This is a genomic window from Streptomyces sp. NBC_01335, assembly GCF_035953295.1.
Taxonomy (GTDB): domain Bacteria; phylum Actinomycetota; class Actinomycetes; order Streptomycetales; family Streptomycetaceae; genus Streptomyces.
Genome location: NZ_CP108370.1, coordinates 5,078,668 through 5,095,352 on the forward strand (window position 1 = coordinate 5,078,668; position 16,685 = coordinate 5,095,352).

General features: G+C 69.9%; 18 protein-coding genes and 1 pseudogene. 9 read left to right on the forward strand and 10 right to left on the reverse strand.

Annotated features, from left to right (window positions below):
• Positions 1-171: 171 nt before the first annotated feature.
• Together OG599_RS21905 and OG599_RS21910 are read right to left on the reverse strand one after the other, a co-directional pair.
• Positions 172-369, reverse strand: coding sequence for a DUF1059 domain-containing protein (locus tag OG599_RS21905; protein ID WP_327177675.1), 198 nt, complete (start codon positions 367-369; stop codon positions 172-174).
• 51 nt (positions 370-420) lie between these two features.
• Entirely contained in the window at positions 421-951 is a 531-nt protein-coding gene (locus OG599_RS21910) for a MarR family winged helix-turn-helix transcriptional regulator (protein WP_327177676.1), read from the reverse strand.
• Positions 952-1,128: 177 nt separating this feature from the next.
• On the opposite strand from OG599_RS21910, the gene ilvA reads away from it, so the two are divergent.
• From ilvA to OG599_RS21925, 3 genes are all read left to right on the forward strand, one after another.
• The gene (gene ilvA, locus OG599_RS21915) at positions 1,129-2,361 is read left to right on the forward strand and encodes a threonine ammonia-lyase (RefSeq protein ID WP_327177677.1); all 1,233 of its coding nucleotides are present in this window, start codon (positions 1,129-1,131) and stop codon (positions 2,359-2,361) included.
• Positions 2,362-2,565: 204 nt separating this feature from the next.
• Positions 2,566-3,642: an ATP-binding cassette domain-containing protein gene (locus OG599_RS21920; RefSeq protein WP_327177678.1), complete on the forward strand. Its 1,077-nt coding sequence runs from the start codon at positions 2,566-2,568 to the stop codon at positions 3,640-3,642.
• Positions 3,639-4,493, forward strand: a complete 855-nt coding sequence (locus OG599_RS21925) for an ABC transporter permease (RefSeq protein WP_327177679.1) — start codon at positions 3,639-3,641, stop codon at positions 4,491-4,493. The genes OG599_RS21920 and OG599_RS21925 overlap by 4 nt, the downstream gene beginning before the upstream one ends.
• 185 nt (positions 4,494-4,678) lie before the next feature.
• On the opposite strand, the gene greA is transcribed toward OG599_RS21925, so the two are convergent.
• Both greA and OG599_RS21935 read right to left on the reverse strand, forming a co-directional pair.
• Positions 4,679-5,176 (reverse strand): transcription elongation factor GreA, encoded by a 498-nt coding sequence (gene greA / locus OG599_RS21930; protein WP_327177680.1) that lies wholly within the window; start codon positions 5,174-5,176, stop codon positions 4,679-4,681.
• Positions 5,177-5,384: 208 nt separating this feature from the next.
• Positions 5,385-5,798 (reverse strand): DUF4307 domain-containing protein, encoded by a 414-nt coding sequence (locus OG599_RS21935; protein WP_327177681.1) that lies wholly within the window; start codon positions 5,796-5,798, stop codon positions 5,385-5,387.
• 97 nt (positions 5,799-5,895) lie between these two features.
• Between OG599_RS21935 and mca the strand changes: the two genes are divergently transcribed.
• From mca to OG599_RS21950, 3 genes are all read left to right on the forward strand, one after another.
• Positions 5,896-6,777 (forward strand): mycothiol conjugate amidase Mca, encoded by an 882-nt coding sequence (mca, locus tag OG599_RS21940; protein ID WP_327177682.1) that lies wholly within the window; start codon positions 5,896-5,898, stop codon positions 6,775-6,777.
• 1 nt (position 6,778) lies between these two features.
• Positions 6,779-7,048: a hypothetical protein gene (locus OG599_RS21945; RefSeq protein ID WP_327177683.1), complete on the forward strand. Its 270-nt coding sequence runs from the start codon at positions 6,779-6,781 to the stop codon at positions 7,046-7,048.
• Positions 7,049-7,220: 172 nt separating this feature from the next.
• A complete protein-coding gene (locus OG599_RS21950; RefSeq protein ID WP_327177684.1) occupies positions 7,221-7,817 on the forward strand; it encodes a hypothetical protein in 597 nt (198 codons plus the stop codon).
• Between the two features lie 21 nt (positions 7,818-7,838).
• On the opposite strand, the pseudogene OG599_RS21955 reads toward OG599_RS21950, so the two are convergent.
• A pseudogene (locus tag OG599_RS21955) lies at positions 7,839-7,937 on the reverse strand (Uma2 family endonuclease); the annotation flags it as partial.
• A gap of 258 nt (positions 7,938-8,195) precedes the next feature.
• On the opposite strand from OG599_RS21955, the gene OG599_RS21960 reads away from it, so the two are divergent.
• The gene (locus OG599_RS21960) at positions 8,196-8,741 is read left to right on the forward strand and encodes a Uma2 family endonuclease (protein ID WP_327177685.1); all 546 of its coding nucleotides are present in this window, start codon (positions 8,196-8,198) and stop codon (positions 8,739-8,741) included.
• Positions 8,742-8,975: 234 nt separating this feature from the next.
• Here OG599_RS21960 and OG599_RS21965 read toward each other — a convergent pair whose 3' ends face one another.
• From OG599_RS21965 to OG599_RS21975, 3 genes are all read right to left on the reverse strand, one after another.
• A complete protein-coding gene (locus OG599_RS21965) occupies positions 8,976-10,061 on the reverse strand; it encodes a cobalamin B12-binding domain-containing protein (RefSeq protein ID WP_327177686.1) in 1,086 nt (361 codons plus the stop codon).
• The gene (locus OG599_RS21970; protein WP_442809701.1) at positions 10,058-11,725 is read right to left on the reverse strand and encodes a SpoIIE family protein phosphatase; all 1,668 of its coding nucleotides are present in this window, start codon (positions 11,723-11,725) and stop codon (positions 10,058-10,060) included. The genes OG599_RS21965 and OG599_RS21970 overlap by 4 nt, the downstream gene beginning before the upstream one ends.
• A gap of 365 nt (positions 11,726-12,090) precedes the next feature.
• Complete coding sequence (locus OG599_RS21975; protein WP_327177687.1) at positions 12,091-13,281, reverse strand: PP2C family protein-serine/threonine phosphatase; 1,191 nt, start codon at positions 13,279-13,281, stop codon at positions 12,091-12,093.
• A 97-nt stretch (positions 13,282-13,378) separates the two neighbouring features.
• Between OG599_RS21975 and OG599_RS21980 the strand changes: the two genes are divergently transcribed.
• The gene (locus tag OG599_RS21980) at positions 13,379-13,867 is read left to right on the forward strand and encodes a MarR family winged helix-turn-helix transcriptional regulator (protein ID WP_327177688.1); all 489 of its coding nucleotides are present in this window, start codon (positions 13,379-13,381) and stop codon (positions 13,865-13,867) included.
• Positions 13,868-14,018: 151 nt separating this feature from the next.
• Here the strand turns inward: OG599_RS21980 and OG599_RS21985 are convergent, their stop codons facing one another.
• Both OG599_RS21985 and OG599_RS21990 read right to left on the reverse strand, forming a co-directional pair.
• Complete coding sequence (locus tag OG599_RS21985) at positions 14,019-14,861, reverse strand: RNA polymerase sigma factor SigF (protein WP_327180137.1); 843 nt, start codon at positions 14,859-14,861, stop codon at positions 14,019-14,021.
• A gap of 262 nt (positions 14,862-15,123) precedes the next feature.
• Positions 15,124-15,462 (reverse strand): helix-turn-helix domain-containing protein, encoded by a 339-nt coding sequence (locus OG599_RS21990; protein ID WP_327177689.1) that lies wholly within the window; start codon positions 15,460-15,462, stop codon positions 15,124-15,126.
• 1,041 nt (positions 15,463-16,503) lie between these two features.
• Here OG599_RS21990 and OG599_RS35495 point away from each other — a divergent pair.
• Positions 16,504-16,668, forward strand: coding sequence for a DUF255 domain-containing protein (locus OG599_RS35495; RefSeq protein WP_442809498.1), 165 nt, complete (start codon positions 16,504-16,506; stop codon positions 16,666-16,668).
• The last annotated feature ends 17 nt before the right edge of the window (positions 16,669-16,685 follow it).

Genomic DNA, 16,685 nt, shown 5'->3' on the forward strand with positions numbered 1-16,685 from the left:
GATGTCCGCCCGTACGAACGGTGCCGGGGAACGCGCCCCGGCACCGTACTCCCGGACACCCGCAGACACCGCGGAACATCCGGCAGGTTCTCGGGCTTCCAAGCTCTCGGGCTCTGTGGCTCCTGGGCTCTGTGGCTCCTGGGCTCGCGGGGCCGAGGGGCTTCCGGTCGCTCAGACGGCGGACTTCGCGTTCTCGTCGTCCAGCGAGGCCCTGATCTGCTCACGCAGTTCGGGGCCGTCCTTGTGCTCGTGCACCGAGACGGCGTGCTCGGCCGCTGCCCGGACGACCTCGTTCTCCTCGCCGGAGATGGTCAGTGAGCAGCCCGACACGCTCGGATACTTACGGCAGTCGGCGACTTTCCTGGTCATGGCGGCCTCCTCGTCCTTCACGTGGGCCTGCTGTTCCAGGGTAGTTCCAGGTCAGTCGCTCTGCGGCTGGTGAGCCGCCTGCCGGAGCGCGAGAGCACTGTTGAAGCGCGTCAGCAGGGCGCAGAAGGTCTCCCGCTCCTCCTCGCTCCAGTCGTCCGTGACCTGCGACATCAGATCCCGGCGGGAGGCGCGCACCTCGTCGAGGCGGGCCTGCCCGCGCGGCGACAACTGGAGCACCACCGCCCGGCCGTCCTCCGGGTGCGAGGTCCGCTTGACCAGCCCGGTGTCCACGAGCGGGGCGACCTGACGGGTCACCGTCGAGGAGTCGATGCCCATGCCCGCGGCCAGCGCCTTCACGCCCATCGGGCCTTCCCGGTCCAGCCGGTTCAGCAGCAGGTACGCGGCCCGGTCCATCGAGTTGCGGACCTTGCCGACGCCACCGAGACGGGTCTGCTCGGCACGCCGGGCGAAGACCGCCACCTGGTGCTGGAGCGTGTCGAGGACGACGGGGTCGGGACCCTGTGGAGGGGAGACGTCGTCCCCGGAAGGAGACGCAGCATTCGTCATGTCCTGAGGGGGCATGGCCAATAGCTCTCTTCGTGCGGTGTCGGATGGGTGGAGGACACAGTACGCGGCGATGCGGGCGGGTGTGTCCACGGTAGGCAAACCCGACCATCCGAGAACAGGCGGGGTGCCGGGGCGGGTGGGGGCCGGACCACTCGGCGGGCGGCCCGGCGGCGAGCTGCGAGACTGGCGGTCATGAGCTTCCGTACGTCCGCACCCCACCCGCCGCTGATCCTCGACGACGTCCGGGGCGCCCAGAAAATACTGTCCGGCGTGGCCAGAACGACCGTGATGGAGGGCAGCCGCCACCTGTCGGAGCTCGTCGGCGCCCCCGTCCAGTTCAAGTGCGAGAACCTCCAGCGCACCGGCTCCTTCAAGCTGCGCGGAGCCTACGTACGCATCGCCGGCCTCACCCCGGAGGAGCGGGCGGGCGGAGTCGTCGCCGCGAGTGCCGGAAACCATGCGCAGGGTGTCGCACTCGCCTCCTCTCTGCGCGGCGTACGTTCCACGGTCTTCATGCCGGTCGGCGCTCCCCTCCCCAAGGTCGCCGCGACCCGCGAGTACGGCGCCGAGGTCCGGCTGCACGGCCAGGTCGTGGACGAGACCCTGGCCGCCGCCCAGGAGTACGCGGAGCGGGCCGGAGCGGTCTTCATCCACCCCTTCGACCACCCCGACATCATCGCGGGCCAGGGCACCGTCGGCCTGGAGATCCTCGAACAGTGCCCCGAGGTCCGCACCATCGTCGTGGGCATCGGCGGCGGCGGACTGGCCGCCGGCATCGCCGTCGCCGTCAAGGCACTCCGCCCCGACGTGAAGATCATCGGCGTGCAGGCGGCGGGCGCCGCCGCGTACCCGCCCTCCCTCGCCGCCGGGCACCCGGTCGCCCTGGAGACGACCCCGCAGACGATGGCCGACGGCATCAGGGTCGGCCGCCCCGGCGACGTACCGTTCGGCCTGATCCAGGAGCTGGTGGACGAGGTCCGCACGGTCACCGAGGACGAACTCTCCAGCGCCCTGCTGCTCTGCCTGGAACGGGCCAAGCTCGTCGTCGAGCCCGCGGGCGCCAGCCCCGTCGCCGCGCTGCTCAGCGACCCGAAGTCCTTCCGGGGGCCGGTCGTCGCCGTGCTCTCCGGCGGAAACGTGGACCCGCTGCTCATGCAGCGCACCCTCCGCCACGGCATGGCCGCGGCCGGCCGCTACCTGAGCCTGCGGGTGCGGATGGTGGACCGGCCCGGCGCCCTGGCCGCCCTGCTGGCCACCCTCTCCGGCGCCGACGCGAACGTGCTCGACATCAGCCACGTACGGACCGAACCGCGCCTCGGCCTCACCGAGGCGGAGGTCGAACTCCACCTGGAGACCAAGGGCCCCGAGCACTGCGAGGAGGTCGCCGCGGTCCTCCGCGCCGCCGGGCACCTCATCGTCGAGTGAGTCGGGGCCGCCGTTTCGCACACGGCGGGCCCGCTGTCTCGCGCACGGCGGGTCTGCTGTCTCGCGCACGGCAGGGCCGCGCCCGGCCGTTCCCCTCGGGTGTGAATTGTCCGGAACGTCCTAGGATGCGCACCGTAGGTATGTGAACGGACAACCGGTCCGTCCGACAGCAGACGGTCCCACAGCAGACGGGGGGTACCTCCTGTGCCAGGTGCGATCCACGCCGAAGGTCTGGTCAAGACCTTCGGCGACGTACGAGCGCTGGACGGCGTCGATCTCGACGTCCCCAAAGGAACGGTCCTCGGCCTCCTCGGCCCCAACGGCGCGGGCAAGACCACCGCCGTACGCGTCCTCACCACCCTGCTGCAACCCGACAGCGGCCGGGCCGAGGTCGCGGGCATCGACGTCCTGGCCAAACCCAACGAGGTACGCCGCTCCATCGGGCTGTCCGGGCAGTTCGCCGCGGTCGACGAGTACCTGACCGGCCGCGAGAACCTCCAGATGGTCGCCCGGCTCTACCAGATGCGCGCCCGCGACGCGAAGAAGCGGGCGGACGAGCTGCTGGAGCGGTTCCACCTCACAGACGCGGCCGACCGGACCGCCAAGACGTACTCGGGCGGCATGCGGCGCCGGCTCGACCTCGCGGCGGCCCTCGTGGTCCGGCCGCCGGTCATGTTCATGGACGAGCCGACCACCGGCCTCGACCCCCGCAACCGCCAGCAGCTCTGGGAGGTCATCGAGGAACTCGTCGGTGGCGGAACGACTCTGCTGCTGACCACGCAGTACCTCGAAGAGGCCGACCACCTCGCCCACGACATCTGCGTCATCGACCACGGCAAGGTCATCGAACGCGGTACGTCCGACCAGCTCAAGGCCCGTACCGGCGGCGAACGCGTCGAGGTCGTCGTCCACACCCCGGAAGAGATCGAACCCGCCCGCGAGGCACTGGCCCGGTACGGCAAGGGCGAAGTCACCGTCGTGCGGCACATGCGCAAACTCACCATCCCGGTCACCGGCGGCGCCAAACTCCTCGCCGAGGTCATCCGCGACCTGGACGGCCGGAACGTCGAGATCGACGACATCGGGCTGCGCCGCCCCACCCTGGACGACGTCTTCATCTCGCTCACCGGCCACGCGGCCGAGGGCGAGAACGGGAACGGCGAGGGACGGAACGGCGAAGGGCCGGACGGAGAGAGCGGCAACACCGGAGGCGGCACGGGAGGGGGCGGCTCGACGGCGGCTTCCCCCGGGTCCGGGAACGCGAAGGAGGACGCACGGTGACCACGCGCACGGAAGAGGCCCCGACGAGCCTGGCCCCCCGCCCGTCCGGCGGCATCGTCCAGTCGGTCGGCGACTCCCTGGTGATCGCCAAACGGAACCTGATCAGGATGACCCGCATCCCCGAGGTGGTTCTCTTCGGGCTGATCCAGCCGATCATGTTCGTGGTGCTGTTCAGCTACGTCTTCGGCGGCTCGATGAACGTGGGCGGCTCGACCTCCCCGGAGGTCTACCGCAACTTCCTGATGGCCGGCATCTTCGCCCAGACCGTCACCTTCGCCACGGCGGGAGCCGGCGCGGGCATCGCGGACGACATGCACAAGGGCCTCATCGACCGGTTCCGCTCCCTGCCCATGGCCCGGGGCGCGGTCCTCACCGGGCGGACCATCGCCGACCTCGTACAGACCACCCTCACCGTGATGGTGCTCGTGGTCGTCGCCCTGCTCGTCGGCTGGCGCATCCACGAGGGCATCTGGAAGGCTCTGGGCGCCTTCGGCCTGCTCCTGCTGCTCGGGTACGCCTTCTCCTGGATCGGCGCCCTCATCGGGCTGACCGTACGCACCCCGGAGGCGGCGACCTCCGGCGGCCTGATCTGGCTCTTCCCGGTGACGTTCATCTCCAACGCCTTCGTGGACTCCAGCCAGATGGCGTCCTGGCTCCAGCCGATCGCCGACTGGAACCCGTTCAGCGCGACCGTGCAGGCGTGCCGCGTCCTCTTCGGCAACCCGGGTGTCTCCCCGTCCGACGCCTGGCCGATGCAGCACCCGGTCTGGGCCTCGCTGATCTGGTCCGTCGTGATCACCGTGGTCTTCCGGACGCTGGCGGTCCGCAAGTACCGGCGGGCGGCGGTCTGAGGCTCGCGCCCCACTGAGCGACCAACGGCTGTGTCCCCGCCCGCAGAAGCCGGCGAACAGGGGCACACCTGTACGGAGTTCGGGCCAGGGCGCCGGTGGTCACGCGAAAGCCCCGGTCGCGGACTCCTCGGGAGTCCGCGACCGGGGCTTCGTACGTCGCGGCGCGACGCGGGAGACTCGGTGGCTCAGCCGGTGTACGGCTTGGCCGACAGGATCTTCACCGTGGCCTTCTTGCCGTTGGGCAGCTCGTACTCCGCGTCGTCGCCCATGCGCTTGCCGTTGACGCCCTTGCCGAGCGGCGACTGCGGCGAGTACGTCTCGATCTCCGTGCTCGCGTACTCACGGGAGGCGAGCAGGAAGGTCACCGTGTCGTCCTCGTCGCCGTCGAAGGCGATCGTCACGACCATGCCGGGCTCGACCACACCGTCGTCGGCCGGCGCCTCGCCGACCTTCGCGTGCTCCAGGAGCTGGGTGAGCTGACGCACCCGGAGCTCCATCTTGCCCTGCTCTTCCTTGGCCGCGTGGTACCCGCCGTTCTCGCGGAGGTCGCCCTCCTCGCGGGCCGCCGCGATCTTTACGGAGATCTCCGTGCGCGCGGGACCAGACAGGTACTCCAGCTCGGCCTTGAGCTGGTTGTACGCCTCCTGCGTGAGCCAGGTGACGTTTTCGCTGGTCTGGGTCACAGGTGCTCCTCGTCGGTGCTGGGAATACAAAGCATCGCCCTACCCCGAGCTTGTTCCCTCACGGGTGGGCGAAACCACGAGCCTAACAATTTCCCGGGCAAAGGGGGAGAAGGTTACCCGGCGCCACTGGAGGCGTGGCGGACAGTACGGGCGGCACGGGGCGCACAGCGCGCACGGGGCGGTCCGCGGCGAGCGGAACGCCGGGGGCTCAGCCGGCCGAGCCGCCGCTCGTGCAGCCCACCAGCTCCACCGCGCTGGCCCGGGCCGTCGTCCGCAGCGCCACGACCTCGTCGACGCGCCCCACGTGCTGGTCGAAGCGGAAGTCCTTGCGGGCCACCTCGCTGCCCGCCGCGTCCAGGGCGCGGACCGTGCAGAAGCCGCCTGAGTCCTTGTCCTTGTGCACTTCGAGATGGGCCTCGGCCCGCTCGTCGGAGACGACCTTGGACTTGATCAGCTCGGCGCTGATGTCCGTACCGCCGATGTAGTCCACACCGATCCACACGATCACGCCGACCAGCGCCGCACCCAGGACCGCGCCGACCACCCTGAGCTTGCGGTCGGCCTGCTCGTCCCGGCTCCGGCCGTACCGGCCCTCGGGTGTGGCCTCGCGCAGCGCCGTCATGATCGTTCCTCCTGTGCAGGGAATCGAGGAATTTTCCACCTTCCCGTTCGGTCACTATAGGAGTTGCCCATCGCGACGAATAACTGAGGACCGAGTCTTGACCGAGCAGCTGCGCCTGATGGCCGTCCACGCCCACCCCGACGACGAGTCGAGCAAGGGCGCGGCCACCATGGCCAAGTACGTGTCCGAGGGGGTGGACGTCATGGTCGTCACCTGCACCGGTGGCGAGCGTGGTTCCATCCTCAACCCCCGGCTCCAGGGAGACGCGTACATCGAGGAGAACATCCACGAGGTGCGCAGGAAGGAGATGGACGAGGCCCGCGCGATTCTCGGCGTCCAGCAGGAATGGCTCGGCTTCGTCGACTCCGGCCTCCCCGAGGGCGACCCGCTGCCTCCGCTTCCCGAGGGCTGCTTCGCACTGGAGGACGAGGAGACCGCCGCAGGGCGCCTCGTCGCCCGGATCCGTTCGTTCCGCCCGCAGGTCGTCACCACGTACGACGAGAACGGCGGCTACCCGCACCCCGACCACATCATGACCCACAAGATCACGATGATCGCGTTCGACGGTGCGAACGACAAGGAGCGCTTCCCCGAGGACGAGTTCGGCCCCGTCTGGGAACCGCGGAAGCTGTACTACAACCAGGGCTTCAACAGGCCCCGCACCCTCGCCCTGCACGAGGCGCTCCTGGCGCGCGGCCTGGAGTCCCCGTACGGCGACTGGCTGAAGCGCTGGGACGAGATGCAGCACACCGAACGCACCCTGACCACGCACATCCCGTGCGCGGAGTTCTTCGAGGTGCGTGACCGTGCGCTCATCGCCCACGCCACGCAGATCGACCCGGAGGGCGGCTGGTTCCGCGTGCCGATGGACGTGCAGAAGGAGGTCTGGCCGACCGAGGAGTACGAGCTCGTGAAGTCGAGCGTCGATACCTCCCTCCCCGAGAGCGATCTCTTCGCGGGCATCCGCGACAATGCCTGATATGTACTCCACCCAGGCACTGACGCATCTCGTCCCGCTGGCCGCCGACGAGCTCGACAAGAACAAGGTGACCCCCGGCGTTCTCGGCTTCCTCGTCTTCGCCGCGCTCGCCGTCGGCGTGTGGCTGCTGATGAAGTCGATGAACCGCCACATGGGCCGGGTGAACTTCGAGGAGACCCCGGACGAGACCGAGGCACCCGCGCCCGCCGCCACCGGTGCCGGTCACGGTGCCGCCCCGGGGACCGCTTCCGCCGGAGCCGGCGGGAAGTAGTACCCGGGCGCCGTCCTTCGGGCGGTGCCCTGTTCCGCCCCGCGCCATGTCCGTACGGCGCGGGGCGCGGGGGTGTGCCCTCGCCTCCCCGCGACCCCTTAGGGGAGCTTTCCCGGACCGGGTAGGGACGTCCCCGATAGGCCGGACGCCGGGCGACTGCGAGTCTCCTCGCATGACTCCGAAACTCACGGGCGGCCGCGACGCAGCCGTCCTCGTCGCCCCGCTTCTGCTGGTCCTCTACGGCGTTCTGCGCCTTGTCGACGGGCTGGACGGAAAGCACGGGCCAGGGCTTGCCTGGAACGTCGGGCACACCCTGTTCTTCGTCGGCTTCTTACTCTTCGGTGTGGTGACGTTCCGGCTGCGGCGGATCGCTCGCGCCACCACCGGCTACGGGCGTCACGCCGCTGACGCGGCCACGGCGGTCAGCCTGTTCGGGATCGCCTGTTTCCTCCGGGTGATTCTCGGCGACCTGTTCGCGGCCCTGGACGACGCCGCACCCCTGCCCGAACCGCTGCAACTGGCGGGCCCGCTCGCCTTCCAACTCGGCTGGCTGGTTCTTCTGATCATGCCGGTGACCGCCACGCCTCGTGCGCTGCCGGTGTGGAGCCCTCTGCTGGTGCTCGCGGGCTTCCTTCTCTTCTCGGTCGACCTCGACCTGCTGCCGGTCGGCGGGCTGCTCCTGACCGCCGGACTGCTCCCGGTGGCCCGCATCGCCGTCACCGGGCGCCGACCCGGCTCGCCGCCGGGCGTGCGTCAGAGCCTTCGGTGAGCCCCGCCGTGTCTCAACCCCGGAGAAGGACACGGCCGCCTCGATCGCGCCGGTGAACATCTCGGGGTCCCGGTAGCTCTTCGTGGCCGGGTCGAGGACGTTCGTGTAGATGATCGGGACACGGACCATCCGCATGGACCCACGGGGTGAGCCATCGGATCGGAGCCCCGTCGCCCGGGTAAAGGTCGATGGGCTCGACTGCCCCATCGGGCGCCCGAGTGGCAAGCCGACATGCGCCAGATTCTGGGCCGCCCACTGCGCGGGGCCCGTCCGGAAAGGGGTTCGGTGCTTCCCCGGGCCTCCTTCATCGTGGTGGACGACCCGCAGCGCCGCGACGCCATATCCTGAGGGGCGAAGGGACAAGGGAAGGGGCTGTTGATGAGCGTCGACGCGGTCATGCACACCGAGTTCCCCGCGGGGTACGTGGTCTTCTTCGGTACCGACGGGAAGGTGGTCATGACTCCGCGGAGCGAGGAGCACTCCAACACCATCAGGTCGATGCAGATCGACTCCTTGGCCCTCGGTCGGCACGCGAAGGTCATCTCCGACGTGTACATCGAATTCCCGGCCGACGAGAACTCTGCCCCCGACTTCGCGATCATGCGGGAGGACGCGCAGCGGCACGGCAAGCGTTACGGCTTCGAGGACGCGCTGCTGATCGCCGAGGTGGTGTCGGTCTCCTCAGCGCGCAAGGACTACGACGACTGCACCGCGAAGTACGGCCGCTCCGGCATCCCGGTCTACGTGGTGGTTGACCCGTACGCCGCCGAGGTCGTCGTCCACACCCGACCCGCCGGATCCCGCTACATCGCGGCCCACACGCACAACTACGGCTCGGGCAAGCTGCCCATCGAGCTGGCCGACGGACGTACGTACACCCTCGACCTGGACGAACTGCCCCGGCCCGAGCCGGACGCCCGCTGACCCTACGGCGGAGTCCGGCCCGCGCCTTTGCGCGTCAGAGGCGTCACGACGTCCAGGTGACCGGCGCCCGAGGACATTCGGCTTGTTGTCGGGCGGTGTGGGGCTGGGCGAAGAGCTGCTGGATTCCGGTGATGCCGAGGAGGCGCCGGAGGAACGGGGGCCGGTTGTCCAGGTGGAGGCATGCACTGCCGCGGCCGGTCTCTGCCGTCAGGGTGAAGGAGGAGGGCAGAGGCATCATGTGGTCGCTCCGGGGTGCGGCCCGGTGGCGGCGGGTGCACGGTCCAGAGCGAAGCGTGCCTGGTCGAGCAGCCGTGTGGTCCGGGGGAAGTCCTTGAGTTCGGTGGCCAGGATGTCCAGGGCGGGGTGCAGGGAACGGGCGGGTACCTGGCGTGCGGTGAGGATGCCCGCGGTCCAGGTGATGAACGTGGTGAACAGGTCGTCGTCGTCCGTGTAGAGGGCGACGGCGAGGAAGTCGACGATGTGGGCGAGGTCTTCGGCGGTGCGCTCACGCTGGTGGTTGGTGTAGGTGGCCATCGCGGGGAAGCGGTCTTCGAGCCGGGTGAGAACGGTCTTGACGAGCTGCGGCTGGGTGCGGCTGACGAGCGTGTACTCCTGGTCCGTCAGATGGGGCAGGTCGTCGATCTGCTGGTGCCCGCGAGCGGGTGTGGGGGCGGGGATGCCGTCGGCGAGTCGGCAGGCCGCGGCGCGTGCGTCGGGGGCCCAGGCGTCTGCGCCGAGGAGGCGGGCGTATCGGCCGTCGGGTCCGAAGGCTGCGCCGCCGACGAGGACGGGGATGCCGATGGCCTGGCAGGCGGTGATCGCCGCGTGGGCGGCGGGCAGCCGGGTGGGGAGGGAGGAGGAAAGGGCCACCGTGTCGGCGCCGCTGTTGTGGAGGTGGGCGATGAGGTGCGGGGTGGGGACCTGGGCGCCGAGGAAGTCGACCCGCCAGCCGCGCAGGGTGAGGACTTCGGCCAGGAGGCGGGCGGGGAGCGAGTGCCATTCCTGTTCCACGCAGGCCACGGTGATGTGACCGAGGCTGGGTGGGGTGCGGTGGGCGGGGTGGTGGGCGAGGGCGGCGATGACCCGTTCGGTGATGGCGCTGGCCGCGTGCTCCTGCGCGACGCTGAGCCGGTTGGCGGCCCATTCGGCGCCCACCTTCGCCTGCACGGGGGCGATGAGCGCCAGCAGGGCCGTCTCCGCGTCCAGGCCGTCGTCGAGAGCCGTGAAGACGATGTCCGCGGCGCGGTACTCGTCACGGGACGTGACGGCCGCCCACAACTGATCCCGCAGACCCTGGACGTCGGTGCTCGTGGGGGTCACGCGGTGTACCTGCCCCGGGTGCGGCCGTTCACGGCGCTGAGATGCTGGGTGCGGGGTGCACTGATGGCGATGAGGGCCATGTCGTCGTGGCGGCCGTCGCGCAGCCACTGGGAGGCGAGCATCTGGATGCGCTCGACGACGGCTTCGGCCGGCATGTCGGCGCACTCGGCCAGGGCCTGTCGCAGGCGTTCGTCTCCGAACATCTCGTCACCCAGGGGGCCGCCGCGGGCTTCGGTGAATCCGTCGGTGTAGAGAAGGCAGGTGTCGCCCGGCTCCAGAACGGCTTCCACGGTGAGGGCCTCGATCGTGGGGAGGACCCCTATCAGCGAACCGCGGGTGGGGACCTCCTCGATGATTCCGTCGGCGCGGACCACGAGGGGGCTGGGATGGCCGGCCGACGTGAGGCGCAGTCGCACCTCGTTCTCCGTACGGTGCACCGAGGCCAGTACGAGCGTGGCGAAGCGGGTGTGATGGGAGCTCAGCAGGGCGCCGTTGAGGAGTCGCAGCATTCGTTCGTGGTCGTCAGCCATCGGGAGCAGCGCTTGCAGGGTGTTGCGGATCTTGCCGGTCAGGACGGCGGCTTCCAGTCCCTTGCCGCACACGTCCCCGAGGACCACCAGGGACGCGTCCGCCACGGTGGTTCCGGGGTGGACGTCGTAGAAGTCGCCCCCGACCTGTTCGGCGGAGCCGGCGGGGCGGTAGCCGCCGGCGATCTCCACTCCGTCCAGGCGTTGCAGGCTCGGGGGCAGCAGGTCGCGCATCAAGGTCTGGGTGATGGCGCTCTGCTCGCTGTAGAGGCGGGCGGCGGACAGCGCGGCACCGGCTCGGGCCGCGAACAGGCGGGCGAAGACCTCTTCGTTCTCGTTGAACCGGGTGCGACCGCTGCGGCGGAGCAGGATCAGGGCTCCCGCCGGCACCCCGTGGCCGGGCAGGGGGGTCACGACGACCGACTCGACCTTCTCGGTGAAGCCGTCGGGGAGGACCCACGCCGGCAGTGCGGCGGGGTCGATCCAGCGCGACGGTACGGGCGGGAACCCCTGGAGCGCTTCCGCGAGTCCGGGGAGATCGGACGGGTCGGCGACGAGCAGAGCGCGGTCGGCTTCCTGCCCGGTGAGGGCTCGGGAGACGGGCAGTTCGCCGCCCTTCGCGGGGGCGACGACGATGGCGACGTCCGCGAGGTACTCGGCGGCGAGCTGCGCGGTCGCGGCCATGCACCTGTCGGTGTTCAACGAGGCCAGCAGGACATTGGACGCCTCCGAAAGGAAACGAGTGCGTTCACGCTCCGTGAGAAGCGCCTCTTCCGCGAGCCGCCGATCGGTGTCGTCGACCAGCCACCACACCACACTCCCCTCCGGTGTGCGCGTGGCATGTGCCTCGAAGCTCTGGGCCCCGATCCGCCCCGACACCGGGGCCGGCGCGGCGGACTCCTCGTCGGCCCGTCGGGCGGAGCCGATGTGTGCCTCCGTCATGCGTCGGTGGGCTTCGGCCAACCAGCCGGGAGCCACGTCCCGCATGCTCGCCCCGGGCGTCGCACCGCCCAGGAGGAGGTCGGCCGCGCTGTTCAGATCAAGAAGCGTCCCAGCCGCGTCCGCCACCATGGCGGGGTAGGGGGCCAAGCCCCACCAACTGGTTCGGGTAGCGGTATTTTCCCTGGTTGAGGCCATGGAATAGGGCCCGCCCTGGGCGAACCGCACCACCTTCCCCTGCTCGTTGAACATATTTGCCGTGCGGCAAGCATCCTCCAGGGGTGTCCTCGATGGCAACCTGCCCCCGCGTGCCGTGTTCCCGTCCCGGTGTGCTGCACGCGAGGCGCACACCGCGGGACCGGAACCTTCACGCGTCGATCACACAAGTGCGCCCGGAGGCTAGGCCGTGTCTGACCATTCCCGCCGGGCGGTCGGCGCCCGGCACGGCACCTCGCGGTGTTGTCGGACCGCCCGCGTACAGCCAGTACGCGGGCGGTCCTCCGCCTTGCGAGGCACCGCACCGGACACCGCCCGCGGATCCGACGCGCATGGTCAGACACGGCCTAGTTCTCCCGTTCGACGGTGGGGCGTCCGTGCCAGTCCAGGCACATCACCAGCGAGTCGTCGGCGGCCGGGCCGGAGCCGCGGTGTCCGAGCAGTTCCTGCAGCATCGCCCGGGGCACCTGGGAGGCGGGGAGCAGCCGCGTGCTGGTGATCGACCTCGCCAGGGCCCGCAGGCTGTACTTCTCTCCGCCGGGTGACAGTGCGTCGTAGACGCCGTCACTGATGAAGAACAGGCGGTCACCGGGCTCGACGGCAAGGCGCTGGGGAACGTAGGCGGTGTCCTCGAACATCCCCAGCGGATCCTGCGCCTCCAACTCGACCGTCTCGACCGTGCCCGCCCGAAGCCGCCACACCCGCGGCGAGCCCGCGTCGATGACCTCCACCTCACCGGTCGGCAGATGGAACCGGAGCAGCAGCGTCGCCAGGTACTTGGTGCCCCCGTACTGCCCGTGGACGGCCTGGTCCGCGAGATACGCCTGGTCGCTGAGGCTCAGTCCGGCGCGGCGGGCGTTGCGCAGGGCGTTGACGGCGAGGTTGGTCAGCAGCGCGGCGTCGATCCCCTCGCCCATGCCGTTGCTCACGGTCAGGTACAGATCGTCGGCGGAGGCGGACCAGTCGAAGCTGTCGCCGAAGATGGCGTACGCGGGCTCCAGTTGCGCTCCGAGGCTGTACTCGGGGCGGGCGCAGGAGCGGCCGGGCAGCAGCTGCCACTGCATCTCGGCGGCCAGCGTCAGCCGCTCGGCCCGACGGGCCTGGAGGAACACGTCGGTGTCGCGTCCCGCCACGACCACTTCATGAGCCAGCGCGTCCGCGCACAACTGGAGTTCCCCGGCCACGTCCGCCTCCTCCGTGTCCCCGGTGGCCGGCAGGGTGACGCTCAGCACGCCGAGCCGGTCCCCGCGGACGCTGACCGGCAGGTGCACCGTTACCGTGGAAGCCGGGGCGTCGTACACGCAGTGCGCCTCCTGGGCCCCGAACGCGCGGCCCGGCGCGCTCTCGTGCACCGGCAACGGCCGCAGCGTGTGCGGCAGCACACCGACGGGCTGCAGCCTGGTCATGGCGTAATCGGCCATCAACAGTTCCACGGCGTGGGCGCGGAAACGATCCTCGATCAGGGAACGGAGCACGTCGAAGATCTCGTGGGGCGCGGCCTCGCGCAGAGCGCGCTCAACCGCACTGGGTCTCTCCACCGGTACCGGTCTTCCTTTCCTTCACATATCTTCATCTATGCGACTGCTCACATCGACCAGCCAGAACGGGCACGAAGCGCCCACTCGGGAGTGTCACATGCGCGAGGCCCACGCCTCCCACGACCAGCACGCCTCCCGCACCGCGCCCGGAATCGGCGACATGCTGGAGCTGCTGGAGGCAGCGTGGGAGCGCCACCGCGACACGCTCAGCACCGCGCCGCTCTCCTCCGCCCAAACCCGTGTGATGTACCTCATCGAACGCGAACCAGGCATCAACCTGACCGCGCTCGGCCGTCGCCTCTCCTCGGCCGCACCGTCCGTCACCCGCCTGTGCGACCGCCTCCAGGCCGCCGGATTCCTCCGCCGCACCCCCCACACCGAGGACCGGCGCGCCACGCAACTGGAACTCACGGAGGCCGGCGAGGCCTACCTCCACGGCATCCGGCACCGCCGGGAACAGGTCCTGTGCCAGGCCATGGATCGCATGAGCCCCGACGCCCAGAGCGCCCTAGCCGTAGGCCTCGCCGCTCTGTGCGACGCCGTCGGCGAGCCCACCGCGCAACCCGAGCACCGCGAAACCGCCTGAGCGGCCCACTCCTCACCACGGGGTGCTCGTCGGCCACGAGGAGTGCACCCCGTCTCCCTCCTCGGCTGCGCCGCGGGAAGCCGCAGGCATGCTTGACGGCCCCCGGGTGCCTGCGCGTGACCGGGGGCCGTCGAGGGAGAGGGAAGCGGGGTCAGGCCACGACGTTCATGCCTTCGCGGAGCTTGCGCAGGATGCGGTTCAGCAGCCGGGAGACGTGCATCTGGGAGATGCCGAGTTCCGCGCCGATCTGGGCCTGGGTCATCTCGGCGCCGAAGCGCATCCGGACGATGAGGCGCTCGCGTTCGTCGAGCTGCTCCAGGTGTGGGGCCAGGTCGTGGAGGTTCTCGAAGGTCTCCATCGCCGTGTCCCAGTCGCCGAGCACCTCGGCGTAGCCACGCTGTTGGCGCCCGTCGTCGCCGTCGGAGGAGGGAACGTCGAGCGATCCGGCCGAGTACCCGTTGGCGGCCACGAGCCCCTCGACGACCTCTTCCTCGCTCAGGGCGAGGTGGGCGGCGAGCTCCTTGACCGTCGGGTCCCGGTCGAGCCTGACGGACAGCGTCTCCTTGGCCTTGGCGAGCTCGACCCGCAGCTCCTGCAGGCGCCGGGGGACATGGACGGACCAGCTGGTGTCGCGGAAGAACCGCTTGATCTCGCCCACGATGTACGGGATCGCGAAGGTGGTGAACTCGACTTCGCGTGACAGGTCGAAGCGGTCGATGGCCTTGATCAGGCCGATCGTGCCGACCTGGACGATGTCCTCGGTGTCGTCTCCGGCGCGGTTGCGGAAGCGCTGCGCGGCGTAGCGGACGAGGGAGAGGTTCATCTCGATGAGTGTGTTGCGCGCGTACTGGTAGGTGTGGGTGCCTTCCTCCAGCGTCCGGAGGCGGTCGAAGAACACCTTCGACAGGGACCGTGCGTCCTGGGGAGCGATCTTCCCGGCATCCTCGACCCACGGCAGATCCTCCACCGCGGACCGTGTGTCCACACCGGTCATGACGCACGGCTCCGTGAGCACGTTGCGTTCCGCGGCGGTTCGCGCCGACACGGCCGTCATGGTGTCACCTTCCCTTTTCCGCACTCCTACGCGCGGTCCTTTGCCCCGCCGCCCGGAGGCCATTCCCGCTTCTTTCGGAAAACTTCTGATGTGTCGTCACCGAGCCGGCCGAGATGAACCGGAGGGGCCGTGTCGCAGCAGGCGTGCGCGAGGCCGCTCGGCCGTGTCCGACCATGCGCGCCGGCACGGCTGCCCGCCGCGGTCATCCGGCGCCGGCCGGGCTGACGGTGGGGTGGGTGCGCTGGTGTTCGGCGTTGATCCGCTGTGCTTCTTCGAGCTGGTCTTCGAGGATGATGATGCGGCAGGCGGCTTCGATGGGGGTGCCCTGGTCGACGAGCTCGCGGGCGCGGGCGGCGATCCGCAGCTGGTAGCGGGAGTACCGGCGGTGTCCGCCGGCGGAGCGCAGGGGGGTGATGAGGCGGGCCTCGCCGAGGGCGCGCAGGAAACCCTGGGTGGTGCCGAGCATGTCGGCGGCCCGGCCCATGGTGTAGGCGGGGTAATCGTCGTCGTCGAGACGGTCGTACGAGTCGTCTGCGGTCATTCGCACCTCTTCCTGGAACGCGTGGAGGGGCCCTGGTGCCTGTGGCACCAGGGCCCCGAAGGAACTGCTACACCATCTGCCGGCCCTGGTTCTGCGCCGGCCTTCTGTGTCCGCCGTCCCGACCTGAACGGTGTCGGGGATGCGGGGATCGCGGTTGCTTGACCGGAGACCACCTCACTATCGATGTCCTGCGGTACCCGGACCCTGTTGTTCCGTCCGGGCGATCCTGATGGCGCTCGCCTCCTCCGTTCTTCCCTCGGTGATCGACTGCCTACCAGTGGGGACTGGGAACTGCTGGTACTGCTCTCTTGCGTACTGCTGGTGATGCGAACTGCTCGGCGGCCTCGACCCGCGCCGCTCTTCGGCAGCCAGCCCCGTCGCCCGTCCTGCGTCTGCTCCGGCTTGGAACCCCACTGCCGAACCACCCGGTGCGCGCGTCCGCAGCCGACGCCTTCACCGAGGTACCTCTCACTCCACTTCGCTGCTGGGTACTGCCCTTGCGTGAACCGCGGTACTGCTCGCGGCGGCCCCTGATCACTGCGGGCCACCCGGTCCGGTCGTCAGCCACGTCGCCGTCCTGCGTCTTCTCTGGCTTCGCGACTCCACCACCGCACCGTCCTGCGCACTGCAACTACAGGTACTGCGCCCGGCAGTTCGTATCTGTCGGGCCCTGCTGTCTCTCTGGGCTACGAGAGAAACCATAACCACACCGCCACCCAATGTCTACTCCCGCCAGTGCAGATTTTCGCCCGTTCGATGATGAGGTATTCGGCTTCGAACAGTGACGGATGCGGCCGGGAACGCACCCGCCGTCGCGATCGGCAGAGCCGCGGTCCCGGCAGAAGCGGACACCGGGCGGAGGATGCCGAACCGCGACGCCGAACCCTCACCGACTCGGGAACACCCGCTTCACCGGACGAGCTGACCCGTAGTCGGCGCCGAAAGTCAGGGGCGCGCGGGAGCCCGAGCGGGCGCCCCCGATGCCGCGCCCGCAGCGCGGATGGCCGCCCGCCACGGGTGGGACCGTGCAACGATGGCGGCATGAACAGACTGGCTAACGCACAGTCGCCCTACCTGCTCCAGCACGCCTCCAATCCAGTGGACTGGTGGCCATGGGGAGAGGAGGCGATGACGGAAGCTAAGCGGCGGGACGTGCCCATTCTCTTGAGTGTGGGCTATGCGTCCTGCCACTTATGCTTCCGCTGATTCACTGGTGCCACGTC

Excerpts from the sequence above, each read along its gene's own strand:
- OG599_RS21905 (WP_327177675.1), bottom strand. The coding sequence starts at position 369 with ATGACCAGGAAAGTCGCCGACTGCCGTAAGTATCCGAGCGTGTCGGGC.
- OG599_RS21910 (WP_327177676.1), bottom strand. The coding sequence starts at position 951 with ATGCCCCCTCAGGACATGACGAATGCTGCGTCTCCTTCCGGGGACGAC.
- ilvA (WP_327177677.1), top strand. The coding sequence starts at position 1,129 with ATGAGCTTCCGTACGTCCGCACCCCACCCGCCGCTGATCCTCGACGAC.
- OG599_RS21935 (WP_327177681.1), bottom strand. The coding sequence starts at position 5,798 with ATGACGGCGCTGCGCGAGGCCACACCCGAGGGCCGGTACGGCCGGAGC.
- OG599_RS21945 (WP_327177683.1), top strand. The coding sequence starts at position 6,779 with ATGTACTCCACCCAGGCACTGACGCATCTCGTCCCGCTGGCCGCCGAC.
- OG599_RS21950 (WP_327177684.1), top strand. The coding sequence starts at position 7,221 with ATGACTCCGAAACTCACGGGCGGCCGCGACGCAGCCGTCCTCGTCGCC.
- OG599_RS21960 (WP_327177685.1), top strand. The coding sequence starts at position 8,196 with ATGAGCGTCGACGCGGTCATGCACACCGAGTTCCCCGCGGGGTACGTG.
- OG599_RS21970 (WP_442809701.1), bottom strand. The coding sequence starts at position 11,725 with ATGGCCTCAACCAGGGAAAATACCGCTACCCGAACCAGTTGGTGGGGC.
- OG599_RS21980 (WP_327177688.1), top strand. The coding sequence starts at position 13,379 with ATGCGCGAGGCCCACGCCTCCCACGACCAGCACGCCTCCCGCACCGCG.
- OG599_RS21985 (WP_327180137.1), bottom strand. The coding sequence starts at position 14,861 with ATGACCGGTGTGGACACACGGTCCGCGGTGGAGGATCTGCCGTGGGTC.
- OG599_RS21990 (WP_327177689.1), bottom strand. The coding sequence starts at position 15,462 with ATGACCGCAGACGACTCGTACGACCGTCTCGACGACGACGATTACCCC.
- OG599_RS35495 (WP_442809498.1), top strand. The coding sequence starts at position 16,504 with ATGAACAGACTGGCTAACGCACAGTCGCCCTACCTGCTCCAGCACGCC.